Annotated in this window: 16 protein-coding genes; 9 read left to right on the top strand and 7 right to left on the bottom strand. The window is 45.1% G+C overall.

The annotated features are described in order from the left end of the window. Positions 1-30: 30 nt before the first annotated feature. From pqqB to MHM99_RS17035, 9 genes are all read left to right on the top strand, one after another. On the top strand, positions 31-951 hold the full coding sequence (gene pqqB, locus MHM99_RS17075; RefSeq protein WP_014950672.1) for a pyrroloquinoline quinone biosynthesis protein PqqB: 921 nt from the start codon (positions 31-33) through the stop codon (positions 949-951). A 2-nt stretch (positions 952-953) separates the two neighbouring features. Next, entirely contained in the window at positions 954-1709 is a 756-nt protein-coding gene (gene pqqC / locus MHM99_RS17070; protein WP_049588479.1) for a pyrroloquinoline-quinone synthase PqqC, read from the top strand. Continuing rightward, complete coding sequence (gene pqqD / locus MHM99_RS17065; RefSeq protein ID WP_014999502.1) at positions 1709-2098, top strand: pyrroloquinoline quinone biosynthesis peptide chaperone PqqD; 390 nt, start codon at positions 1709-1711, stop codon at positions 2096-2098. The genes pqqC and pqqD overlap by 1 nt, the downstream gene beginning before the upstream one ends. Beyond that, positions 2088-3248 carry a pyrroloquinoline quinone biosynthesis protein PqqE gene (pqqE, locus tag MHM99_RS17060; protein WP_049588481.1) on the top strand — a complete coding sequence of 387 codons (1161 nt, stop codon included), beginning with the start codon at positions 2088-2090 and terminating at the stop codon, positions 3246-3248. Before pqqD ends, pqqE begins: the two co-directional genes overlap by 11 nt. An 88-nt stretch (positions 3249-3336) precedes the next feature. After that, positions 3337-5001, top strand: coding sequence for an insulinase family protein (locus MHM99_RS17055; RefSeq protein ID WP_168463003.1), 1665 nt, complete (start codon positions 3337-3339; stop codon positions 4999-5001). A 120-nt stretch (positions 5002-5121) separates the two neighbouring features. Further along, on the top strand, positions 5122-7614 hold the full coding sequence (locus tag MHM99_RS17050; RefSeq protein WP_168463004.1) for a TonB-dependent receptor: 2493 nt from the start codon (positions 5122-5124) through the stop codon (positions 7612-7614). 281 nt (positions 7615-7895) lie between these two features. Continuing rightward, entirely contained in the window at positions 7896-9125 is a 1230-nt protein-coding gene (locus tag MHM99_RS17045; RefSeq protein WP_014980250.1) for a porin, read from the top strand. A 200-nt stretch (positions 9126-9325) separates the two neighbouring features. Further along, entirely contained in the window at positions 9326-10186 is an 861-nt protein-coding gene (locus MHM99_RS17040; protein WP_168463005.1) for a hypothetical protein, read from the top strand. Positions 10187-10458: 272 nt separating this feature from the next. Then, complete coding sequence (locus MHM99_RS17035) at positions 10459-11118, top strand: response regulator transcription factor (RefSeq protein WP_014950680.1); 660 nt, start codon at positions 10459-10461, stop codon at positions 11116-11118. Positions 11119-11174: 56 nt separating this feature from the next. Here MHM99_RS17035 and MHM99_RS17030 read toward each other — a convergent pair whose 3' ends face one another. From MHM99_RS17030 to MHM99_RS17000, 7 genes are all read right to left on the bottom strand, one after another. Next, complete coding sequence (locus tag MHM99_RS17030; RefSeq protein ID WP_239220217.1) at positions 11175-13688, bottom strand: ATP-binding protein; 2514 nt, start codon at positions 13686-13688, stop codon at positions 11175-11177. Beyond that, positions 13675-14865 (bottom strand): nitric oxide-sensing protein NosP, encoded by a 1191-nt coding sequence (gene nosP / locus MHM99_RS17025; protein ID WP_014980253.1) that lies wholly within the window; start codon positions 14863-14865, stop codon positions 13675-13677. Before nosP ends, MHM99_RS17030 begins: the two co-directional genes overlap by 14 nt. After that, positions 14834-16930, bottom strand: coding sequence for a 4Fe-4S binding protein (locus MHM99_RS17020; protein ID WP_061486527.1), 2097 nt, complete (start codon positions 16928-16930; stop codon positions 14834-14836). Before MHM99_RS17020 ends, nosP begins: the two co-directional genes overlap by 32 nt. Before the next feature lie 40 nt (positions 16931-16970). Further along, on the bottom strand, positions 16971-18488 hold the full coding sequence (locus tag MHM99_RS17015) for an aldehyde dehydrogenase family protein (RefSeq protein ID WP_014950684.1): 1518 nt from the start codon (positions 18486-18488) through the stop codon (positions 16971-16973). A gap of 142 nt (positions 18489-18630) precedes the next feature. Continuing rightward, on the bottom strand, positions 18631-19308 hold the full coding sequence (locus MHM99_RS17010) for a response regulator transcription factor (RefSeq protein WP_049588819.1): 678 nt from the start codon (positions 19306-19308) through the stop codon (positions 18631-18633). Next, on the bottom strand, positions 19305-20564 hold the full coding sequence (locus tag MHM99_RS17005) for a histidine kinase (RefSeq protein ID WP_061486528.1): 1260 nt from the start codon (positions 20562-20564) through the stop codon (positions 19305-19307). Before MHM99_RS17005 ends, MHM99_RS17010 begins: the two co-directional genes overlap by 4 nt. Positions 20565-20744: 180 nt before the next feature. Beyond that, on the bottom strand, positions 20745-22061 hold the full coding sequence (locus tag MHM99_RS17000) for a PAS domain-containing methyl-accepting chemotaxis protein (protein ID WP_239220216.1): 1317 nt from the start codon (positions 22059-22061) through the stop codon (positions 20745-20747). Positions 22062-22290 lie beyond the last annotated feature (229 nt).

Raw genomic sequence — 22290 nt, 5'->3', positions numbered from 1 at the left:
GCCTTTTTTTACTTGTAGTATGGAGTTGTTATGCACGTATTGATTCTTGGTGCTGCCGCCGGGGGTGGATTTCCGCAATGGAACTGCCACTGCCCCAATTGTAAGGGTTTACGCGAAGGTAAAATAAAGGCGAAAGGCAGAACACAGTCGAGCATTGCTGTCAGTAGCGATGGTAAAAATTGGGTTCTCATTAATGCCTCCCCCGATTTAAGGGAGCAGATAAATAGCCATCCGCAGCTGTGGCCCGACGCCCATGTTTCTCGCGGCACACGCATAAGCGCAATTGTGCTTACCGACAGTCAAATAGATCATACTACAGGCCTGCTAACATTGCGCGAAGGCTTACCCCTTCCCGTTTATTGTACCGATGTTGTGGCCGAAGACCTAACCACCAGCTTCCCGCTTTTTACCGTATTAAAACACTGGCACGGCGGACTACAACAGCATTCAATTAATACCGATTATCATCAACGCTTTGTACCAAAGGGGGCAGAAGGCCTGACTTTCCAACCCGTGGTATTAGAGTCTAATGCGCCCCCTTACTCGACGTATCGCGACAACATTGTGCCGGGCAACAATATCGGCCTGAAGATAACTGACGACACCACGGGCAACGTGCTTTTTTACGCGCCGGGATGTATGCAGGCAAACGACACAGTAAAACAGGTGATGCGCGAATCTCACTGCGTGCTATTTGACGGTACGCTGTGGGCCAATGAAGAAATGATAGATCACGGCTTTAGCAACAAGCTGGGCACTGATATGGGACACATGCCGGTTAATGGAAAGGGCGGAGCCATTGCGCTGCTAAATGAATTTAACGTTGAGCGTAAAGTACTTATTCATATCAACAACACTAATCGCGTGCTTGACGAAGACTCCAGTGCTTATCACAGCCTGTGTGAGCAAGGCATTGAATTGGCTTACGACGGTATGGAAATTGAGGTGTAGTAATGACAGAACACGCATGGTCTAGACAAGAATTCGAACAAAAACTGAGAGAAAAAGGCGCTTACTACCATATTCATCACCCGTTTCATAAACGCATGAATGAAGGACACTGCAGCGTTGATGAGATTCAGGGTTGGGTGGCCAACCGACTGTATTATCAAATGGCGATACCGGTTAAAGACGCGGCAATTTTAGCGAATTGCGAAGATCAATCGGTACGCAGAACTTGGATCCAACGAATTATCGATCACGATGGACGGGAAGGTGAAGACGGACTGGGCGGCATAGAAGCCTGGTTGCGGTTAGGCGAAGCGGTAGGCTTGAACCGCAGTGAATTACTTGATGAAACCCACCTGTTGCCAGCGGTTAAATTTGCAGTAAATGCCTATGTGAATTTTGCCCGCCGTGCGTCGTGGGAAGAGGCTGCCTGCTCATCGTTAACTGAAATGTTCGCCCCTGAAATACATCAAAGCCGATTAGATACCTGGCCTGGGCACTATACATGGATTGATAGTGAAGGCTTTACCTACTTTCAAATGCGGTTAAGTCAGGCGCGCCGTGATGTAGAGCATGGCCTGCAGATTACCCTTGACCACTTTGTTACCCGACAACAGCAAGAACATGCGCTCAATATACTTCAGTTCAAAATTGATATTTTGTGGAGCATTGCTGATGCCATTTGCTTTGCCTATGAATATAAGAGAAAGCCGTTTGATGGTATTGCCGACCAGCGGGTGTGCCATAAAGGGAGGTTTTAATGATGTCGAATTTACAATCACAAACCGAACACCACTTAGATGCTGATAGCGTCGGTGCTGATAACGTGGAAGATAACATTGAAAATAGCAGCAGTCACAACAACGAGGGCGGCCGCACAAGAGACAAAACAGCTTCTTTAAATCCGCTTTTTCGCATGCAGTACGAGAAAGCTCAGGGTTGTTATGTTTTGTTGTTCCCCGAAGGAATGATCAAACTTAATCCTTCTGCGGCAGAAATTCTTAAGCGAGTAGATGGCAGCAATACGGAAAATGCCATTTGTGCTGAGCTTCGCCAAGCGTTCCCTGATGCACCTGAAGATTTAGAAGAAGATGTTCATGCATTTCTGGTCCATGCCGAGCAAAAGAAGTGGATCCGCTATGACGAATAATACAGACGTTGATTTACAAACCGACGTATCAAATACCATAACGCCTCCGCTATGGCTCCTAGCCGAAATTACCTATCAGTGCCCATTGCATTGCCCCTATTGCTCAAACCCAGTAAACATGGAAGAAACATTTAATGAGCTCTCTACTGAGCACTGGGAGCGTGTGCTGCGTGAAGCGCGGGAAATGGGCGCCGTGCAATTAGGCTTTTCTGGCGGAGAGCCATTGCTTCGAAAAGACTTAGAGCACTTAGTCGCTTATGCGCGGGCTTTGGGTTTTTACACCAACTTGATCACCTCTGGCATTGGCATGACAGAAAAACGTATTGCCAAACTCAAAGAAGCCGGCCTTGACCACATTCAGCTTAGCTTTCAGGCAGCCAATGCTGAAGTCAATGACTTAATAGGCAACAAGCGTCACTCATTTGAACAAAAACTTAAAATTGCGAAGCTGGTAAAACAATACAACTACCCTATGGTGCTTAACTTCTGTATTACCGCGCAGAACATTCACGAAATAGAAGACGTAATGGCGCTCAGCGAGCAGCTAAACGCTGATTTTGTCGAGCTGGCTACCGTACAGTATTACGGCTGGGCCTATGAAAATAGAGACCATCTGTTACCTACCTCACAGCAGCTACAGGAAGCTGAGGCCGCAGTGAACCGCTACCGCGCGCAGCAAAACGGTAAAGGGCCAACCTTCATATTTGTGTCGCCCGACTACTACGAATCTCGCCCTAAGGCGTGCATGAATGGCTGGGGCACAACGTTTTTAACCGTAACGCCAGATGGCAGTGCCCTTCCGTGTCACAGTGCAAAGATATTGCCCCTTCATTTTCCTAATGTGAAAGAACGCTCGTTGCACGATATTTGGCACCAAGACTTTAGCTTTAATCATTTCCGTGGCGATAGTTGGATGCCTTCGCCCTGTAGGGACTGCGATGAAAAAGATAAAGACTTTGGCGGCTGCCGATGTCAGGCCTACCTGCTAACAGGTGATATGTATAAGACGGATCCGGTTTGCAGCAAGTCGCCCGATCACCATTTGATGAAAGGCATTACCGATAAAGCAGGTACTGCACCGTCGAAGGCACTACAGTATCGGAAGGTGGAAAAGCCGATTCCCATTCTAGAAGTAAGTGCTACGAGGTAAGCGCTACGAGACAAGTAATACGAAATGAGTGCGCTGCGATAAGTACTAAACCAAAAGAGATACCGTTAAACCGCAATGATAAAAGTGTATGTCTGAATTTCATTTCATTGATGCCGGCTCTGGGTCAAAAGTGCATAGCGTTGTTTTTGCGCTAAAAACCCCTGCAGCAGGCCATACTGGGTTGTCTCACTTAGCTGAGCACATGAGCTTTCGACGCTCTCACCAATACCCCGCTGCCCACGAACTTTTTACGGCCAATACACTTCTGCCTGTTACTATTAACGCTACCACACTCGCCGAGTACACCTTCTTTTTCGCTTCGTCTGAAAAAGCGAACGTGCTGCTTGATGCTGTAAATTACCTGTACTGTGGCCTGCTTAACCGGGATTACGGTACCGATGAGGTAATCTTAGAGCGTGACGGGGTTATTTTTAACGAGCTCGCCATGCTAGAGACAAACAGCGACTATGCATTAAACGCCGCTATTCGATTAACCGATACCAATAAAAATGCCTATCAACACGCGGGTGGTTTTACACAAACCATAGGCAGCAACAGCATTCAAGCGCTTCAAGACTACAAACGCCAGTGGTATCAGCCAAGCAATATCACCACGCTGGTTTATAGTAATTCAGCCCACTTTTTTGAGCAGTGCAAGGAGGTTGTTACAGCCCTGAGCGCGGAAACAGCTTTGAGCGAAGAATCAACACTGAACAGAAACGCCTCTCTGAGTCAGCACGCATCTCAACGTGAACACTCACATTTAGACAAAGAAGCCTCTCTTGATGCGCAAACGACAAAAGGCGAAAACGAATCAATAAGGCATGTATTAACCTGGTGGTTTCCTCAGTGCTTTTTAAATGGTTTACTACAGCAAGAAGCAACACTTAGCACCGTAGCAGGCCTTGAAAACACTTTATTTATCGACCCCGAAATCAATCAACAAGGCAATTTTGCAATTCGCCTCGTCACAAACGAAGCGATGAAGGAAGTAGCAAGCGAGCTTTCGATAGAAGCACTTCCAAAGCTTTCACAAAATCTGACACACAAGCTCGTGAGCGATGATAATGATAAAAGGCTGCGACAACTAAAACATGTGGTATCCGCGTGTCTTGCCTCATTTGATATTAGACCTTCAAAGCCAATGCCAGACACTGATAAACATGCAGAAGGTGTGGGGGCGGCTATTCGCTATTTTGCGCAACTAACAGATGCGTTGGGTTCTAACGAGTGTGCCGCCAAAGATTGTGCCACCAAAAGCACTTATTTAGCGAGTGCTAATAAGGTATCGCACTCCTACCTGAGGGCTCTACCTTCACCAGAAAAATCAGTCGCTCGCGAGCGGATTAGAAAGGCACGCAAAGACTTTTCCGCGCAAGCCAGCGCTTCCAATAGCGAGCAGTCACTTTTAATACCGCATCTTAACTCTAAATACCGACATTTTATTGCGTTAGAGCACTTGCCTGCACTTCCACGTTTATTGCGGCCACTCGCCAACAAGACCACCAATTTGAAACGCTTTAACGCTGAACACATTGCTTCGCACTGGGTGTATCGCATCGCGTTCTATCAACAGTCAAGACTACAAGCGGTGCTGGCACACCACCTTTTCTGGCAACCAAGAACTTCGGGGGAATGCTACGCACTGGGCGCTGCAACCTATGAAAATAACCTTTTTCTATTTGGTGCCAGCGATACAAATATCACAGAGCGTGAAAACTGGTGTCATAAGGTTTTATCGATGCTCTCGTAGGGAATTCGGGAAAAAACACTGCTACCAATTTATGATACTTCCTCCCCCTTAAGGAGGATATTTTTAGGGAATGGTTAAGGCAATACTGAAAGTATAAATAATAACGAAGCAGTCAAGACCATGCCTACGCGAATTTCTACTAAAAGCTCTAGCCAAAACGTTGCACAATCCCCAACACATCAACTTGCCCGTTCACCATTTGCTCTTGCGATTATTGCAAGCGCTGTAACCTATGCGTTTAGCTCTGCTGCAGAAGCTAACGATGCAATGGACCACTACGAGGTTATAGAGGTACAGGGAGCGACACCGCTTAGCGCCAACAGCAATAACTCTGCTGTATTTGGTAACGTTCAGACACTCACTCAAGACGATATTGAAGGGAGCGTCAACCGTTCACTACCGGAGCTACTCAAAACTCAACTGGCAAGCGTGAACCTAAACGATGTTCAAAACAATCCGTTCCAACCCGATCTGCAATACCGCGGGTTTACTGCCTCTTCGCTGCTTGGTCTACCTCAGGGCATTTCGGTGTACTTAAACGGCGGTCGGGTTAATGAAGCGTTTGGCGATACTGTGCATTGGGACCTCATGCCTCTAGATGCTATAGATACCGTTTCTTTGTACTCTGGTTCAAACCCTCTGTTTGGCCAAAACACGCTAGGCGGCGCCCTTGCGCTTAGAACGAAAACAGGGTTTAGCTTCAACGCCAACGAAATAGATTTACAGGCTGGACAATTCGGCCAGAAAGCCGCGTCTGTGGAATCGGGTGGTCATAACGATCACTGGGCGTATTATGTGAACCTGAATCATTATGAGGAAGATGGCTGGCGCGACTATTCGCCATCTGAAGTGCAGCAAGTATTTACATCGCTTGCCTATAAAAGTGACAAAATGCATCTCGACATGAACCTCTTTATGGCCGATAACGAGTTACTCGGCAATGGTGCATCACCTATTGAACTGCTGGATATTGAAGGAAGAGAAGCGGTCTACACCCACCCCGATCAGACCAACAACGAACTTACGCACGTTAATATAACCGGTGATTTCGTTATAACTGACACCTTATCTTTAACCGCCAATATGTTTTATCGCGACACACAAACTCAATCAATCAACGGCGATGACAGTGATTTTGGTGCCTGCCAGTTCGCTGATGGACGCGTAACACTGTGTGAATTTGAAGATGATGACGACGATGATGATGCTCCGCTTGATAGTGATGATGATGGCGACGACGATGATGACGATGATTTGCCTGTTGTAGGAGAAGGCGACGATATAGAAGCGGTTGAATTTATTGGCTTTGATGACGACACTGCGCTTGCCGAAATATCAGATGTGGACGCAGATGAACTTGATGGAACATACAATACGGGCCGGACAGACGCCAAAGCTACTGGGTTATCTTTTCAGCTAGCAAAACAATATGCCTTAAGCGGCTTCAGTTCAGAGTTAATTGTTGGTGCCAGCTACACCAAAGGAGATGTTAACTACGCCGCTGATACTACATTTGGTATTTTGGAAAACGAATCTGCACAAGACTCACGCACCGTTTTACCCATCGACGGGCTCATGGCACAAGAAGCCAGGGTTAGATTAGATGTAGACACCACCGCATGGTCGCTATTTTTCATGAATAGTACACAGCTCTCTTCAGCCGTATCACTCAATCTTGGTGGACGTTTTAACCGAGACCATATTGTTATGGAAGACCTGATTGATGACGGTGAAGGTTCATTGGACGGCAATCACCGTTTTACCCAATTTAACCCAGCGGTAGGTGTAGACATTACTATTGATGAGCAAAGCCAGTTGAATCTTGCAATCAGCCAGTCTTCAAGAACGCCAAGCCCAGCAGAGTTAAGCTGTGCAGATGAAGACGACCCTTGCCGCTTACCGAACGGTTTTGTGGCCGATCCTCCTCTTGATCAGGTGGTCACCCAGACTATTGAAGCAAACTACACCACACGCATTGATAACATCGACCTGATGCTAAATGTTTTTCATAGTAGGAGTAAGGATGACATTATTTTCCAACAAGCTGGCTCTGTTGCCTCTCGCGGATACTTTATTAACGTTGATGAAACCCAGCGTCAGGGCGTAGAATTCAGCGTAGGTTCAACGTGGGAAAAACTAACCTACCGGTTAAACTACAACTATCTTAACGCAACCTATGAATCAACATTCACGTCGTTTAGCCCCTTTAACCCTCAGGGTCCAGACAGACTCGTAACACCAGGTGACAAAATTCCAGGCCAGCCAGAGCATTTAGTCAAGCTCTACGCAGATTACGCCTTAACGGATAAAGCGCGTTTAGGCGCAGAAGTTATTTCAGCATCTAGTCAGTACTTTAGGGGCGATGAGGCTAACGAAAACGAAAAGATTGACGGATACGTTATTGCAAACATTTATGCATCGTACCGGTTCAACGACACATTTACCGCATCGCTTCGTGTGAATAATGTGTTCGACAAAGACTATGAAACCTTTGGCACGTATGGCGAGGCTGATGAGGTATTAGAAGACATTTATCCCGACGTAGAAGGTGCAGAGTTCGTGGGCCCCGCACAACCGCGAATGGTCAGTGTAAATCTAAAAGCGAGATTCTAATCAGATAGCAGTTGTTACCACACGCGCTTTTATCCACACAAAAGCTGCAAAAAAATCAAAAAAACGCGACTTACTTTTTCACAGTAGTCGCGTTTTTTATCATTTATACATTTAATTTTCCCGCTACTAAAGAAGGAGATTAACACGCCTTACGGCCGATGGTTCAAAATTCAATAGAACCTATTATCAATTTACTGGACACCGAAAGCATTAAAACCAGTCAAAAATAAAAATAAAAAGCCACTGTAATTAATCTACACTACCAATATTGGGACAGTAAAATGAAAAAGAATACATTTACAAAAACCTGTTTATCTATTGCCATTTTAAGCACAGTCAGTAGCCATAGTTTTGCCCAGGACGAGCCCTATTCATGGAATATCTCTGGATGGATAAATGAAGGCTTAACCTATTACGACGACGGTGTGGGTAGTGATGTGGCACAACTTTCAGACAACGGTACAACGCTAGGCAGCCGTATTACGCTTTCAGGGAATTATAAACTGGAAGAACAAGGCATGGACGTGGGCTTTGAGGTCATTATTGAACCTCTTTCAGGCGCACCCAACTACGCCGGTGGTGGCCATCAAACCCCGCTTTTGTTTGCCAATCAGGATAACTTAGACACCTTCAACGGCGGCGACATAGGCCTGTTGGGCAGTAGCCTCTACTTTGGTGGCGACTGGGGTAAAATCACCATTGGTTTACAAAGCCTTCCCACCGATAACATTGCCGTTCTAGCTGATCCTTCTGGCACAATCTGGTCGGGAATTTCTCCATTATTTAGAGCAAATGGCTTCTTTATTCGAGGCGTAGAAGAAGGTTCAACCAATGTCGCGTGGGGTCAATTTGCTCAGTGCTTAGCAACGCCTGGCTTGGGTATTGGTATTGACTGTAACGGCATATATCGCAACGGTGTGCGCTACGATCTCCCTCAAATGGGCAACGTGAGTATTGCAGTAGGTTATGCAAACGACGAAATTTACGATATTGCGGTTAAGTATGCGGCTGAGCACGAAGGCTTCAAAACTAACCTTCATGCAGGTTACTCAGTGAATAAAGATGGCGGTAGCAATGTTGGGGGCAACAGTTCAACTACGCTGCAACTGCAAGCAGGGCTCATGCATATTGAGTCAGGAGTATTTGGGGTAGCCACTTATCAGATGGAAGAAGCTGACGATGCGATTGTTGGGTCGGGTGACGATACAGATGCTTATTACTTTAAAGCAGGCATAAGAAAACAGTTTAATCGCTTTGGTGATTCTGCTTTCTATGCTGAATATGCCAGTTATAACGACCAATACGGCATGGCTCATTTAGATGGCGTTACCGGCTCAGAACTTAGTCAGTGGGGCGTTGCAGCAGAACAATATTTTGGATCGCGCTTCTTGGTGTACGCGAAATACGAAAATCTAAGTTTAGATATTGATGGTTCAGAATCTGCGCAAGGAATTTATAACAGCGCAGAAGACTTAACCCTAATTCAACTAGGTGGCACTGTGTTCTTTTAATTTAGAATTAAAAATCAGTCATATTTTAACATTGAACTTATATCTAATTACTCTGAAACTTAAAAATTACTCGATTCATTTAATTAATGATAAAAAACTGATTAATTTTACACTTAATTAAGAAATTAAAATTAAGCTAAAAGATATGACATAAAAAAGCGAGATTCACTCTCGCTTTTCCTATTGAAAAAGGAAAGATCATGAAAAATATATCTCTATTTTTATTACGTTCAGCTCAACCCATTCTGTTAGCCCTACTCTTCATAACGACAGTACATATCGCAGACGCACAGGTCATATTTCAGGAGGACAAAAACAATTTTATTCGCCTTGTTGAAAAGCAAAACGAAACAGACAGTGACATGCGTGCCAACCAGCACCCCTTTACGCTGCAAGAGCAGGATGTATCCGCCATACTTAGCGCTATTCAGGTGGTTAAGAACAAAAATACGTCAACACCGCTTTTTTCCAACGAACAGGTTGCGTTACTTGCCGCCTATCTGCCTGAGGCGCTGCGAACAGCGACTGCTCAGCAAGACGTAATTTTTGCCCTTAGTAAAGAGAAGCGCTATTTGGCAGGCCTTAAAACCCAAACGTATTACGTTGCAGGCAGTATTTTCGTTGCAGACGACCAGCTCAATATTCTTATTGGCGAGTTCGATAAAGTAGCCAATAAAGCCTACGAAATGGCTTACGATCCTACTTCTCAGGGCTTGGTAAAATACGACTTTGATTTTGGTAATCGCAAACAAGCAAAGTTCTCATTCGATTCCCCACTCTCTTTTTCCGCACCTGGTATAGAACTGAAAACGAAAAATCGCTTCGATTGGGTGGTCGCACCGACTCAGCTGGCATTTGAAGCACCTGTAGAAAAGGAAACACTTTCCCCAGCGAATAGGGAAAACACACCCAGTAAGAAAGACGTAGCTGGCTCGGCCCCCTTACCAGCAGAAAACGATATCGTTGCTCGTTTTAAACGGTTAGACGCACTAAAAGAGGCGAAACTAATTAGCGAAACAGAATACGCCGAAAAAAGAAGGCAGTTACTTGACGAGTTATAGAACGAAAGTCCCGTCAGTACTGGTCTTACGTGCTTTTTTATTATAAGCCATTGGTCTTATTAGGCCTGATTTGATGTTATATTAATGTTAACATTGTAAACACGTGAAGTGACTGTTTAGCTTTTAATATTTCGGGGAACTTGGTCACTTTGAAGCGTTTCATTTACGCCATAATTTTGTCTTAATAAAAGGCTTATGTGTGAATAAAACGCCAGCCCAAATAAGTCACAAGGCCAGCGGCAAATGTCGCTTTTTTAGCTGAGGGAAAGACCATGCACCGTATCTTGATAATTGACGACCACCCTATTTTTCGTCACGCAATGATTACCATTTTAGGGAAAAAGTTTCCCGACTCAGAAACCCTCGAAGCCAATTCAATTTCTGAAGCGTTAACGTTGCTAGAGCAAGACGCGAAGTTCGACTTAATCATGCTTGATTTAAATATGCCGGAAACCTGTGGCTTAAACGGACTTTTAGAAATTCGAAACCAACACCCTAATGTACCTGTAGTGATTATTTCCGCTGAAACGGAAAAGCAAAATATACTGCAAACCATTTCTTATGGTGCCGTTGGCTTCATTTCAAAAAGCAGCAAGATTGAAGAAATCGCCACATCTATCGAGAGTATTTTTGAAGGGAACGTGTGTTTACCATCAGAGATATTGAGAACGCCGTCTACCAGAACACGCATGACCAATGACAACGGTATTTCGCCTGAGCAAATTCGTTCATTAACACGAAAAGAGCTGACTGTACTGAAATATCTAACTCAAGGGTTAGCCAATAAAGTGATTGCCTACGAGCTTAATATTTCTGAAACCACGGTTAAGTCTCACGTCTCATCTATTCTCAAAAAATTAGGCGCCAGCAACCGAGTAAAGGTTGTGGCCAGTGCCGCGAATATCGACTTTAACCAGTACGTATTTAATTAAGATCTGTTGATCTTTGCTGTGCACCGAAGATTAATAGGTCTTAGACACGTTTACTTTTAGCCATTCAAACTTGAGACTAGCGCCGCCTTCAGCACCGCGGAGTTAACAGGTTTGTGCAGCAGCTGAATGTCGGTGCCTTCAAGTTCATTCGCTAATGATTTTGAGTGATTAGCGGTGCAAATCATAATGGGCATTGAAGGCGCGATTTTTCTTACGCGTTTCGCAATGTCTAAACCGGTTTCTTCTTCATCTAGGTGGTAATCGACAATAAGCATGTCGCACTCGTCAAAACTGCCATTATTTACAGCACTGCATTGTTCAAAACCTGAGAAAGTGTCTACTTCCATGTCCCAGTTTGCGAACAACGTTTGCATAGCAATGCGCATATTCGCATCGTTATCAATATGCCATATATGCTTATCCAAAACGTAATCTGGTAACGATGGCTCCAAAGTATAAAGATAGTCTTGCTCCTGGCTCGTATCACACACTTCGGTAATAGGAATGGTCACCGTGAAGCACGCGCCTACGCCCTCTTTCGAGCGCACTCGAATATCGTGCTCTAGCAACTTACTCATTTTATCTACAATGTATAATCCCAGACCCAAACTGTAAGAGTAGTTAAAATCGTTTTCTAACCTGGAAAACTCTTTAAAAATAACTTTCTGATCGTCTTCGCTTATACCCACACCTTGATCATAGATGCTAATTTCTAGGTTCTCATTCACCTTTCGCGCTGCCAGTAACACCTTGCCGTTGGCACCGTATTTCATTGCATTTATTAATAAATTTCGCAATATTCGAGAAAGTAAGTTCACGTCTGTCACCACGAAAGCTTCTTTCAAGCGATAGCGAAAATCTACACTGTAGTCTTTGCTGATATGCGTAAACTCTTCGGCTAGCTGCATAAGTAACGGCAATACATTTTCTTGCTGCTTATCGGGCTGTAACACCCCAGCGTCCAGTTTGGATGTTTCAATAAGCGTGCGAATAAGGCCATGTAAATCAGACAGTGAATTATCGAGGGCGGCAACAATGGGGCTGGATGAACTATCCACTTGATCTTTCAATGTTTCGTTGAACAAGATGGCAGCGCTAAGGGGCTGCATAAGATCGTGGCTAATAGCAGCCAAAAATTTGCTCTTTGAATCAATCGCTTCTTGAAGGGCGATGTTGGCGTGATTGAGTTCACGGGTACGCTTTTCTACATTCGATTCTAATTGGTCTTTAGCCGCTTTAAGCTGGAGTTGGCTTTCTACCTGCTGCGACACGTCTGTTGCCAAGACAAAGTGCCCGGTGATATCGCCGGATTCATTGAAATGAGGCAAATAAACTTTCTGTAAAAAGCCAACGTCGCCATGAGCATTTTTTTCTTTGCTTTGAAAGCTCACCACTTCGCCTTGGTTAACACGGCGCAAGTACTGAATAAGATTGGGGTAAACCTCTTTCAGATGGCTTCGATCCATAGGCATATCATTAATGTCTTGCTCACTAACGCCATACCAATCGCGATAACCTTTATTGGTGTATTGAAACTTTTTATCGGTACCAATGTAAGCAATAAGCGCCGGTACATTATCGGTTATCATGCGGATCCAGCTTTCGTTTTGCTTCAGCGTTTCTGCGTAGTGATGCTGCGATGTAACATTGGTGAACGTGCACAGCGTATTGCCGTCGGGCAGTGTAGTGATGTTGCGTTCAACCACCAATTGCTCGTGTATAATCTGGGTACTTGGCCCCACCGGGTTTAAGTTGAGCCCGCTCCAGTGACGGTTATTTTGAAGGGCATAAATATTCTTACTGTTTACCAGTACGTGCTGGGGCACGTTTGATTGGGTCAAAAACGTGTTATTCCAAAACGCAATGCCACCTTCTTTATCAATGAGCAATATTCCAACATCAATATTATCGATAAGGCTTTGCAACAGCTTGTTTTTCTCTTTAATGACTTGCTCGTAACGATTCGATTCAAGCAGTTTTACTTCAGTGATGTCGTTAAACAGAATAACGTACCCGCCTTCTTGCGTGGGTCGATTGGTCAGCTGATACCATCGCCGGTTCGACAACTGATAGATCATCCTGCCTTCGACATCAGCGGGCAGGGCGCGGCGAATAACCCCGGAATGCTTGGCAGCTTGGGTGATATCGTAATAGTTATCGCCAATTTTAGGGGTAATGGAAAGGTCATCCCAAACAGTTTCAAAGTGCCGATTAAAGAAGATGATCCCGCCCAGTCTATCTAGCAACACCATCGCCTGATTAGTGCTTTCAATGGCGTCGTGTAAACGCTGTTTAACCTGATGGGTTTCTTCGTGAGCCCGCACCAGTTCGGCGTTTGACTGCTCCAGCTTTTGCAGTACTGACTGCAGTTCTTCGGTTTTCTGACTCACTTTTTCAGAAAGTTGAACCGAATGTTCGAAGGCGCGGTAGCTGTGATGATTAAAACCGCCCTCTTCCATGCGATACATCAGCGCTGCGTTTATTTTTTCAAGCTTTTCGTTTTCACGCCGTTGCTCGTAAAGGGCCTTTTGGAGCGCTTCCACGTCGGTAAATTGATTATTGGGCTGCAAAATACACCCCCGTAAACGTTTGGTTCAAGTGAACCGAGTGAATATGCTCGCCATAGGCATTGAAGCCCGCGACATTGTACCTTTGCTGTAGCCGTCTTATTTCGTGGTCGTTTTTGCCTTGTTGAATTTCGAGCCTTCGCAAAAAGCAATCGCAAGCATAGACAAATTCGGGCTCGCCAAGCTGAGCGCGCAGTTTGTCTAGTTTACTTTCTAATGCTTCAATGCAGTCACCCAACTGAACAAACGTAAGAATAATGCCAATATCTACCGCGCAGTAAAAGGTAATGGCGTTAGTGGCCAAATCTACTTTTTGAATAGAGCGGATGAAATATTTGCCACCTACCATCACTGCAAGGGGAAACATGGAAAACACATCAGGCGTTAAGTCTTCAGCTTTCATTCCCAATAAACTGGCGTAATACTGCGCAGCAGGTTCACCGTTTATTTCATACACGGTTCGCGATTCTGGATCGGCGTGGGTGACCACCAGCTTTGAAACAGGAGAGTTAATGTGATCAATGGAGAACACGGTGAAGGGCTTTCCCGTGCCAACAAGCAGCAGTACTGCTGCGTCTCGATGAAATTCACCGTTGTAAAACACATAGGTGGCTTCAAGCTTTAAATCGTCGCCAGCGCTACCGCCTAAGTGTGGAATATTGCCAAATGCGGTCGCAAAGGTTTCTAGAAAATGTTCCTCATGGCGGGTAAGTCCATCGAGCACAGAAATAACGAAGTGCTGCTCTGTATCGTAACGACGCTCCCTCCCCTGTAAGGCTCGGCGCAAACCACTGGCAATATCGTGGGCTTCATCAAAGTTTACTTCGCCTAAATTAGGCACCAATGCTGTGGCAATTGAAAATTCGTTTTTCAAAAACGCGACGGCCAAAAGTTTTTCTGTTCCGTACCCATTTTTATTAAATTCTCCAGCACTGGTGCAACCAACAATATTCACGTGCGGAAAACGTGCGGAGATTTCCTTTGCTACGGTGTCTAAGTCAAACAGCGTGCTGGTATGAAAGAGTAATAGCTCTATTTCATCGCACTTAACGTTGGCTAAAATCTCATTGGCCACATCACGGCAGGCTTCTTTAGCACCGTATAAACTAGAATGGTTGTCATCGTTAACCTTGCTATTAGCAGGTTGACTAAGTGCGGACAGGATTGAGGTTTTTGACACGCGTTGGCACCTTTTTCTTTTTGTATTTATCGATTTTGCACAAGTCAGGGTTATCTAACGTAACCACACACTCAAGGCACTGAATACATTCAGCATAGTCAATGCTGCCGTCTTGTTCTATAGCATCAATACCACATTTCTTTTGTTTGCACAGCTGACACGGATTACCACAGGCATCTTTACGTGTAAGCAATTTAACTAAAGGGAAACGCCCCAAAATGGCAAGCCCCGCTCCCAACGGACATAAATAGCGGCAGTACACTTTATGAATTTTTAAACTAAGTAGCAGCAATAAAACCGAATACAGTACAAAAGGCCAATATCGAACAAAGTGTAGGGTTATGGACGTTTTGAACGGCTCTATCTCAGCGAGCTTCTCTGCAAGGTTTAGCGAATAGAATGAGCACGCAACAAGCCCTATAAGCAACCCATATTTAATTTTTTGTGCCCGTTTGTGGTGCTGTGGCTTAATTCTAATTTGTTTTATCCTGAGCTTTTCAGCCAGTATTCCCATCATTTCCTGGAGTGCTCCGAAGGGGCAAAGCCAGCCGCAAAATAGTCCCCGCCCAACGATAAACAACGAGACAAATACAAAGCTCCACAAAATAAAAATGACCGGGTCGAGAAGATATACCTCTAAGGAAAATCCGTCGATAATATCCAGTAGCAGCGTGTATATGTTGACAACAGACAGTTGCCCTTGAGCGTAAAAGCCAATAAAAAACAGCACGAACACAAGGGAAAATGCCCGCACTGTATGCACAAACTTGGTGTAAGGCGTTAGCCTTTGCTGGAATGCAAAAAACAACGACAGCGCTACAAGATAAACAACGGTGATGCTTATCGTTAAGGTTCTGTCCCTCCAAATTTTCTGCCACAACGGAATGGGCTTCGCTAACTGAGCCTCAGGATTTTCCATAAATAGTTCACTAGGCAGTGTCACTTTCAAAGGGAACAGATGCTCATCTTGCTCGAAGAAACTCGGCTTAAACGGCACACTAATCGCTATTTCCATTTCTTGGTCAAGTGACAGCCCACCTTTCGATTTTACTCGAAGTACTTTGATCTCGTTGTAGTCGGGCAATGCTTGTGAAAATGCGGGGTCATAGAAGCTATAAAAATCGATATCGCGGATAGCTGTGGGAAAGCCGCCTTGAGATACCCGTAAATGCTCAGGAGTGGTTTGGGGAATAAACTCATCGCTGATAAAACTGAACCCTTTCGTATTCAGTACCATCAGTGCCATTTCACCCGGATTTAGATTTTCCTGTAACCGAGCAAATTCCTCTTCATCTAGCAGGTTTTTCCCCACAATAGGAAGACTTAAAAACGCATAGTAGTGTTCGGCAATGATGTCACCATCAAGAGCAAACTCGCTTTGAATATCGTCAACCGCCCGAACCACTTCTCTCGAAAGCCCTTCGGTATTTTGCTGAGTAATCTGGTGCTTTTGAATGTAGCCCTTGTCCACCAATTCGCTAAAAGTAAAAGGTTCGTAAAAGTCTGGATTGATAATATTGTTGCTAGGCGCAACAAAGCCATCGAGCTTAGCTCTGGCAACGGCTAATGCAGATGTCACGATGGTATCGTTGATAACCAGCACCGATACGGTGGCTTTCGTAACCCCATCAAAGTAGGTAGCGTCTTTGCCTACATTGCTTTTACCACCAATGATAAAACGTTCTTTGACACTATGCCCTTGATATTGAGCAACGAAATCAAACATGGATTTCTCGCCAAGCCCGTGCAAAAAAATCGGCTCGCTATGCTGCTTGACGAAAAGATCGACCACATTGCCTTGTGTGTCTAGCCCAATCACTACATTAACTGGTTTGCCTGAAAAGCCTATGAAGTCGACAAAGTCATTCGACTCAAAAACATATCCGAGTAGTTGCTGAAGCTGATAGACCGGGGTTACCTTGATGTCAGTGTGCATCTCCCCCACGCGTGTAGCGTTGGGAAATATTTTGTAAATGTCTTGTGGAATGTCTGTCGCGTCAGACTGCGCCAACACATTGGTGCTGAGAAACAGCAAGAAAATGATTGAGGAAAATGCGATGCGCATAAAAGTAGCGGGCGGCGGTAGGCGCCGCCCTCAGGTTTACTTAGAAGAAACCAAGTGGGTTGATGTCGTAGCTTACCAATAGATTTTTTGTCTGCTGGTAGTGATCTAGCATCATCTTGTGGGTTTCGCGGCCAATGCCCGATTTCTTGTAGCCGCCAAACGCAGCGTGAGCTGGATACAAGTGATAACAGTTCGTCCACACGCGACCTGCTTCAATCGCTCGACCTACGCGGAATGCTACATTCGCATCGCGGCTCCATACACCAGCGCCAAGTCCGAAGCTTGTATTATTGGCAATCTCAATCGCCTCTTCTTCGGTTTTGAAGGTTTGAACAGCGATTACCGGACCAAAAATCTCTTCCTGGAACACACGCATGTGGTTTTCACCCTTCAAGATAGTCGGCTGAATGTAGTAGCCTCCATCAAAGCCAGGTAGCTGCTCTTTCTCACCACCAGTGACAACCTGAGCCCCTTCTGACTTACCGATATCGATGTATTTAAGGATCTTTTCGAACTGCTCATTAGATGCCTGTGCACCTACCATGGTGTCTGTGTCTAGTGGGTTGCCACGTTTGATCTTCTGAATTTTTTCCAACACTTTTTCCATGAATGCATCATAGATGTCTTCGTGAATAATCGCTCGAGAAGGACACGTACATACTTCACCTTGGTTGAAGTATCCAAGCACTAAACCTTCCGCACACTTATCAATAAATTCAGGCTCGTGATTCATGATGTCTGGAAAGAATAAGTTTGGCGACTTGCCGCCAAGCTCAACGGTAGATGGAATAAGGTTTTCAGCAGCACAGCGAAGGATATGTCCGCCAACAGGTGTAGAGCCAGTAAATGCAATTTTTGCGATTCTTGTGCTTGTTGCAAGAGCCTGTCCGGCTTCTGCCCCGAACCCGTTAACGATGTTTAGTACACCCGGTGGTAGTAGGTCTTGGATTAGTTCGGCGAACAATAAGATAGATACTGGCGTTTGTTCTGCTGGCTTTAGCACCACTACGTTACCGGTAACAAGTGCTGGCGCAAGTTTCCATGCAGCCATAAGCAGCGGGAAGTTCCATGGAATGATTTGCCCAACAACACCATAAGGTTCGTGGAAGTGATACGCCACCGTGTTTTTATCAATTTCACCGATGGTGCCTTCTTGGCTTCGAATACAGCCTGCGTAATAACGGAAGTGGTCTGCGCACAGCGGAATGTCTGCATTAAGCGTTTCGCGAACGGCTTTACCATTGTCCCATGTTTCCGCAACGGCAAGTAGCTCTAGGTTTTCTTCAATGCGATCGGCAATTTTCAGAAGAATGTTGGAGCGCTCAGCTACTGACGTATCTGCCCAGCCCTTTTTCGCAGCGTGAGCTGCATCTAACGCAAGCTCAATGTCTTCAGATGTTGAGCGTGGGATTTGTGCGATGTCGCTGCCGTCTACTGGAGATGTTGCGGTGAAGTACTCACCTTTAACCGGTGCAACCCATTCGCCATTGATAAAATTACCGTAGCTTTCTTTGAAGCTTACGACCGAACCTTCACTACCTGGCTTTGCATAAATCATAAGAAGTACCTTTTGATAACTTTGCGCGTAACACGCGCAGTAACTTGGTTTGTTGTGTAGTTTGATAATGGTACTTTTACGTTGTACCTACCATGATGCGATAGACCGATTTGACTCCTACTTTAGGAGGGGAAACCTATGGCTACTTCTCACTCTTCTCGACAAACGACACCGATTGAGACGCTGAAAGCTCTGCATCACCGATGTAACCGTGTTTAGCCGCAATGGCTGAAAACTGAGAGGGCACCGCGTCAAGCTTTCGCTTAATGACGGTAAGTGCGTTAGAGACAGTCTTAGCCGATAGGCCCAACTCGTCAGCAACATCAAAGCGGGATTTATTCATCGCTATCGCAATAAATATCTCGAATTCACGTTTGGTTAATTTGGCAGCAATGTCCACATTAGTATCGAGAAGTTGATTGGCTAAATTTACCGCCAGGCCTCTCTCAATATACTTTTGCCCTTTTGCGACGACCTTAATTGCCGAGATCAATATTTCAGGCGAACTACTTTTACTGATGTACCCCATAGCACCGGTCTGCATGGCGCGGTGCAATATGACGCTGTCTTCGAACATACTGAAAAAGATAATTTTTAAATCTGGATGTCGCTTCAAAAAAATCTTGGCTAAAACAAGGCCACTTTCATTTGAAAGGTTTATGTCGAGGATTAAGATCTCAATGTCACTACTGGCTAATAAACGATGGGTTTGTGCACCGTTTTCAGCATCAAAAATACGGCAGTCGGGCATCATCGCATTAAGTAAAGCTTTGTAACCTTCACGCACCACAGCGTGGTCGTCGACGATAAGAATATTCATGCGACGTTAGCGCCCATAAGAGGAGGCATTTTTTTAAGGGTAAGGGACAGCGATACAGCAACGCCGCCATCATCGGGTGACGTCACACTGCAATTTGCTCCTATACAACGCGCTCGGCTGCGCATTGATGACATGCCAATGTTTTCCACGATGTGATTTCCCAGCCCCCTGCCGTTGTCTTTAACCATCACAGAGACCCGGTGAGTATCGCCATAAATTTGAATGCTAACCTTGGTGGCCTTCGCATGCTTAATCACGTTGTTAATGGCTTCTTGAGCAAATCGGTAAAGATGAATATCTCGCTCATTATCTTCTTGATAGCGCTTTAGATTAATTGACACGTCCCACTGCGTATCGGGCTGCGCTACTTCTTGTTCGTACACCAGTCGCTCAAGCGACGACTGAAGAGAGACTCTATCTAAAACAAGCGGATGAAGGTGAGCAGTGAGCTTTCTAATTGCATCGCTTATTTGATGTGACATCACTTGAACCTTCTGCGCCGACAGTTCAACAACAGATCGCTCTTTTGCGTTAACCAAAATATAAGCGTGGGCTTTTATCGTGGTCAGCAACTGCCCCACATTATCGTGAAGCTCTCTGGCAAGGTAATTTCGCTCTTGCTCTTGAAGAAGCGCTAATTGCTTATCTATTTTGATGAGCTGCTTTTCTTTTGATTTAAGTGCATTTTGTAGGTGCTTAAACTGGTCTAATACCCTGTTCATTTCGGTGATATCTGAATGTGGCAGGGGCTGTGATTCCTTGCCTTCTCGTAGCTCAGATAATGCGTCAGCGAGCTGATTTAGCGGCACTAACCTTTGCTTAACCGCCACTTTTAACGTAAACAGCAACAGCACAAAGGTTGCGAAAAACAGTCCCGCCACCAAGGCAAAAAAAGTGAGATTCTGGGTGAGTTCAGTAGCATCAAAAGGCGTAACGATAAGATACTGATTTTCCTGAATTGGAATGATAACAGGTGTGAGTGCAGTGCGTTCAGTTGTCGACATTACTGAAGTCTGTTCTGCCTGAAGGCGACCCGTGAAATAATGGGCGGATAAGTGAGGGCTAGGCTCAACAATCGCTTCGATATCAGCAACAGGGATATTGAGGTTGACCATTTCTCGCACTTGATTAAGCGCGCCCGTCATCTCTTCCTCAATGTTATCTTGTATGTGGAAGTAGACCAGACAGGTAAAAACCAAAAAGCAGCCAATGAATACGGCCACTATAGCTGTAGATATTTTCGTAAAACCTGACATAACCGCCCCCGCAAGCCTTTTATTACAGGGTTATGCTATACAGGCTACGTTAAAAAGCACATCCTGCAATAGGGGCGAATTCATCCTACCAAGGTAGGATGAATTCTGTTTTGAGCGATGTTTTATTTGGTAAGAACTTAGACAGTTTACACTTATCGGTAAGCCTGTTTCTCGGTGCTACTAACTTCCCAGTCGACTGCTGAATTGGCCTACTGCATCAACGACTTCTTTTGCACCGTATTGAATTTGTTCGATAACTTCACCCGCCTCTCTGGCGTAATTGAGCCCTGATTGCGCCTTTTCATCGCCTTCATTAACCAAGTTCACTGCGTCGGTGGCCAATGTCTGGTTGTGTTTAACCACATTGATGATTTCTTCTGTGGCTTCGGTTGTACGCGATGCTAATTGACGCACCTCGTCAGCAACCACAGCGAAACCTCGCCCCTGATCGCCAGCACGTGCCGCCTCAATCGCAGCATTTAGAGCAAGCAAGTTGGTTTGTTCGGCAATCGCACTGATACTTCCGATAATCGTGGCAATTTGTTGAGATTGAGCGTCCAACGCGTTAATTCCTTCTTTTGCCCTATCCATTTGTTGCGACAGCGAAGACATTTCAGAAAGCAGTTCGCTAATGACTTCCTTTCCTCGCGTGGCGATTTGATCCGTTGTGTTTGAAGAACGGTAGGCGATATCAGCGGCACTGGACACGGCATTTTCTCGTGCCACCTGCTCAGTAATATCAGTAGCCAGCTTAACCACTTTATACATACGACCGTGAGAATCACAAATCGGGTTATAGGTGGCTTCCAGCCAAATAGTGTTGCCGTGAGCATCGAAACGTTCGAATCTTCCTGCGACGAATTCCCCCTGAGTAAGTCGTTCCCAAAACGTTTTATATTCGCGGGAATTCGCATACTCCGTATCACAGAAGATTCTATGATGCTGACCTTTAATGTCATTAAGGCGGTACTTAACGGCTTTCAGGAAAGCTTCGTTTGCGTCCTGAATATTTCCGTTTAAATCGAATTCAATCACCGCATTTGACTTGTGTAATGCGGCCACCAAATCTTCGTGCTCTTTCGAGTTGGCTATAGTGCGCGTGAGGTCGTTGAGGTTGACTGAGAATTTGTGAATATTCCCTTTTCCGTCAAAAATAGGTTCAACTACGCCCCTTAACCACGCTTCTTCACCATTTTCACGAAGAAACTCAATCGCCCCCCAGTAATGAACACGCTGCTCGATAGAATCTTTCAGCTTTTTAAAGTGAGGCGTGTTTCTGGCAATCTCGGGAACAAATTCAAAGAAGCGATGCCCTTTCACTTGAGAGAGTGAGTAACCTAGCTCTTTCTCGAACATCTCGTTGACGGCTTCAATTTCACCACGCTCATTAAGATTCAGAAAGATCATTTCTTCGCGCAAGCCATCTCGCACTTGCTTGAGTATATGTAGCTCCTCGCGAAGCGCTTCGTTTTCTTTCACTAAGTGTTTATTGAACATAGGGCCTTCCCTGACAGAGAATTACAGTAATATGCCGTTTATCGGCAGTAACTAACCTTGCCTTAACGATAATTTGATTAATCTACACAAGGTTTAGCAAACGGTTCGCTAGACAATGTCTTTTTAACTAGGGCCTGTTGACCTTTGTTGTACATTTTTGCAGCGGTCTGTGTGCCATCTAGACAAGGCGAATGTTTGACGGTTTAGTGGTTCTAAATCGAGAACATTC

The sequence above is a fragment of the Alteromonas sp. MmMcT2-2 genome (assembly GCF_022348305.1).
Classification (GTDB): Bacteria; Pseudomonadota; Gammaproteobacteria; order Enterobacterales; family Alteromonadaceae; genus Alteromonas; species Alteromonas macleodii.
This window is presented reverse-complemented; position numbering and strand designations above follow the sequence as displayed.

Coding starts and splice junctions, on each gene's coding strand:
- pqqB (WP_014950672.1), top strand. CDS start 31: ATGCACGTATTGATTCTTGGTGCTGCCGCCGGGGGTGGATTTCCGCAA.
- pqqC (WP_049588479.1), top strand. CDS start 954: ATGACAGAACACGCATGGTCTAGACAAGAATTCGAACAAAAACTGAGA.
- pqqD (WP_014999502.1), top strand. CDS start 1,709: ATGATGTCGAATTTACAATCACAAACCGAACACCACTTAGATGCTGAT.
- pqqE (WP_049588481.1), top strand. CDS start 2,088: ATGACGAATAATACAGACGTTGATTTACAAACCGACGTATCAAATACC.
- MHM99_RS17055 (WP_168463003.1), top strand. CDS start 3,337: ATGTCTGAATTTCATTTCATTGATGCCGGCTCTGGGTCAAAAGTGCAT.
- MHM99_RS17050 (WP_168463004.1), top strand. CDS start 5,122: ATGCCTACGCGAATTTCTACTAAAAGCTCTAGCCAAAACGTTGCACAA.
- MHM99_RS17045 (WP_014980250.1), top strand. CDS start 7,896: ATGAAAAAGAATACATTTACAAAAACCTGTTTATCTATTGCCATTTTA.
- MHM99_RS17040 (WP_168463005.1), top strand. CDS start 9,326: ATGAAAAATATATCTCTATTTTTATTACGTTCAGCTCAACCCATTCTG.
- MHM99_RS17035 (WP_014950680.1), top strand. CDS start 10,459: ATGCACCGTATCTTGATAATTGACGACCACCCTATTTTTCGTCACGCA.
- MHM99_RS17020 (WP_061486527.1), bottom strand. CDS start 16,930: ATGCGCATCGCATTTTCCTCAATCATTTTCTTGCTGTTTCTCAGCACC.
- MHM99_RS17015 (WP_014950684.1), bottom strand. CDS start 18,488: ATGATTTATGCAAAGCCAGGTAGTGAAGGTTCGGTCGTAAGCTTCAAA.
- MHM99_RS17010 (WP_049588819.1), bottom strand. CDS start 19,308: ATGAATATTCTTATCGTCGACGACCACGCTGTGGTGCGTGAAGGTTAC.
- MHM99_RS17005 (WP_061486528.1), bottom strand. CDS start 20,564: ATGTCAGGTTTTACGAAAATATCTACAGCTATAGTGGCCGTATTCATT.
- MHM99_RS17000 (WP_239220216.1), bottom strand. CDS start 22,061: ATGTTCAATAAACACTTAGTGAAAGAAAACGAAGCGCTTCGCGAGGAG.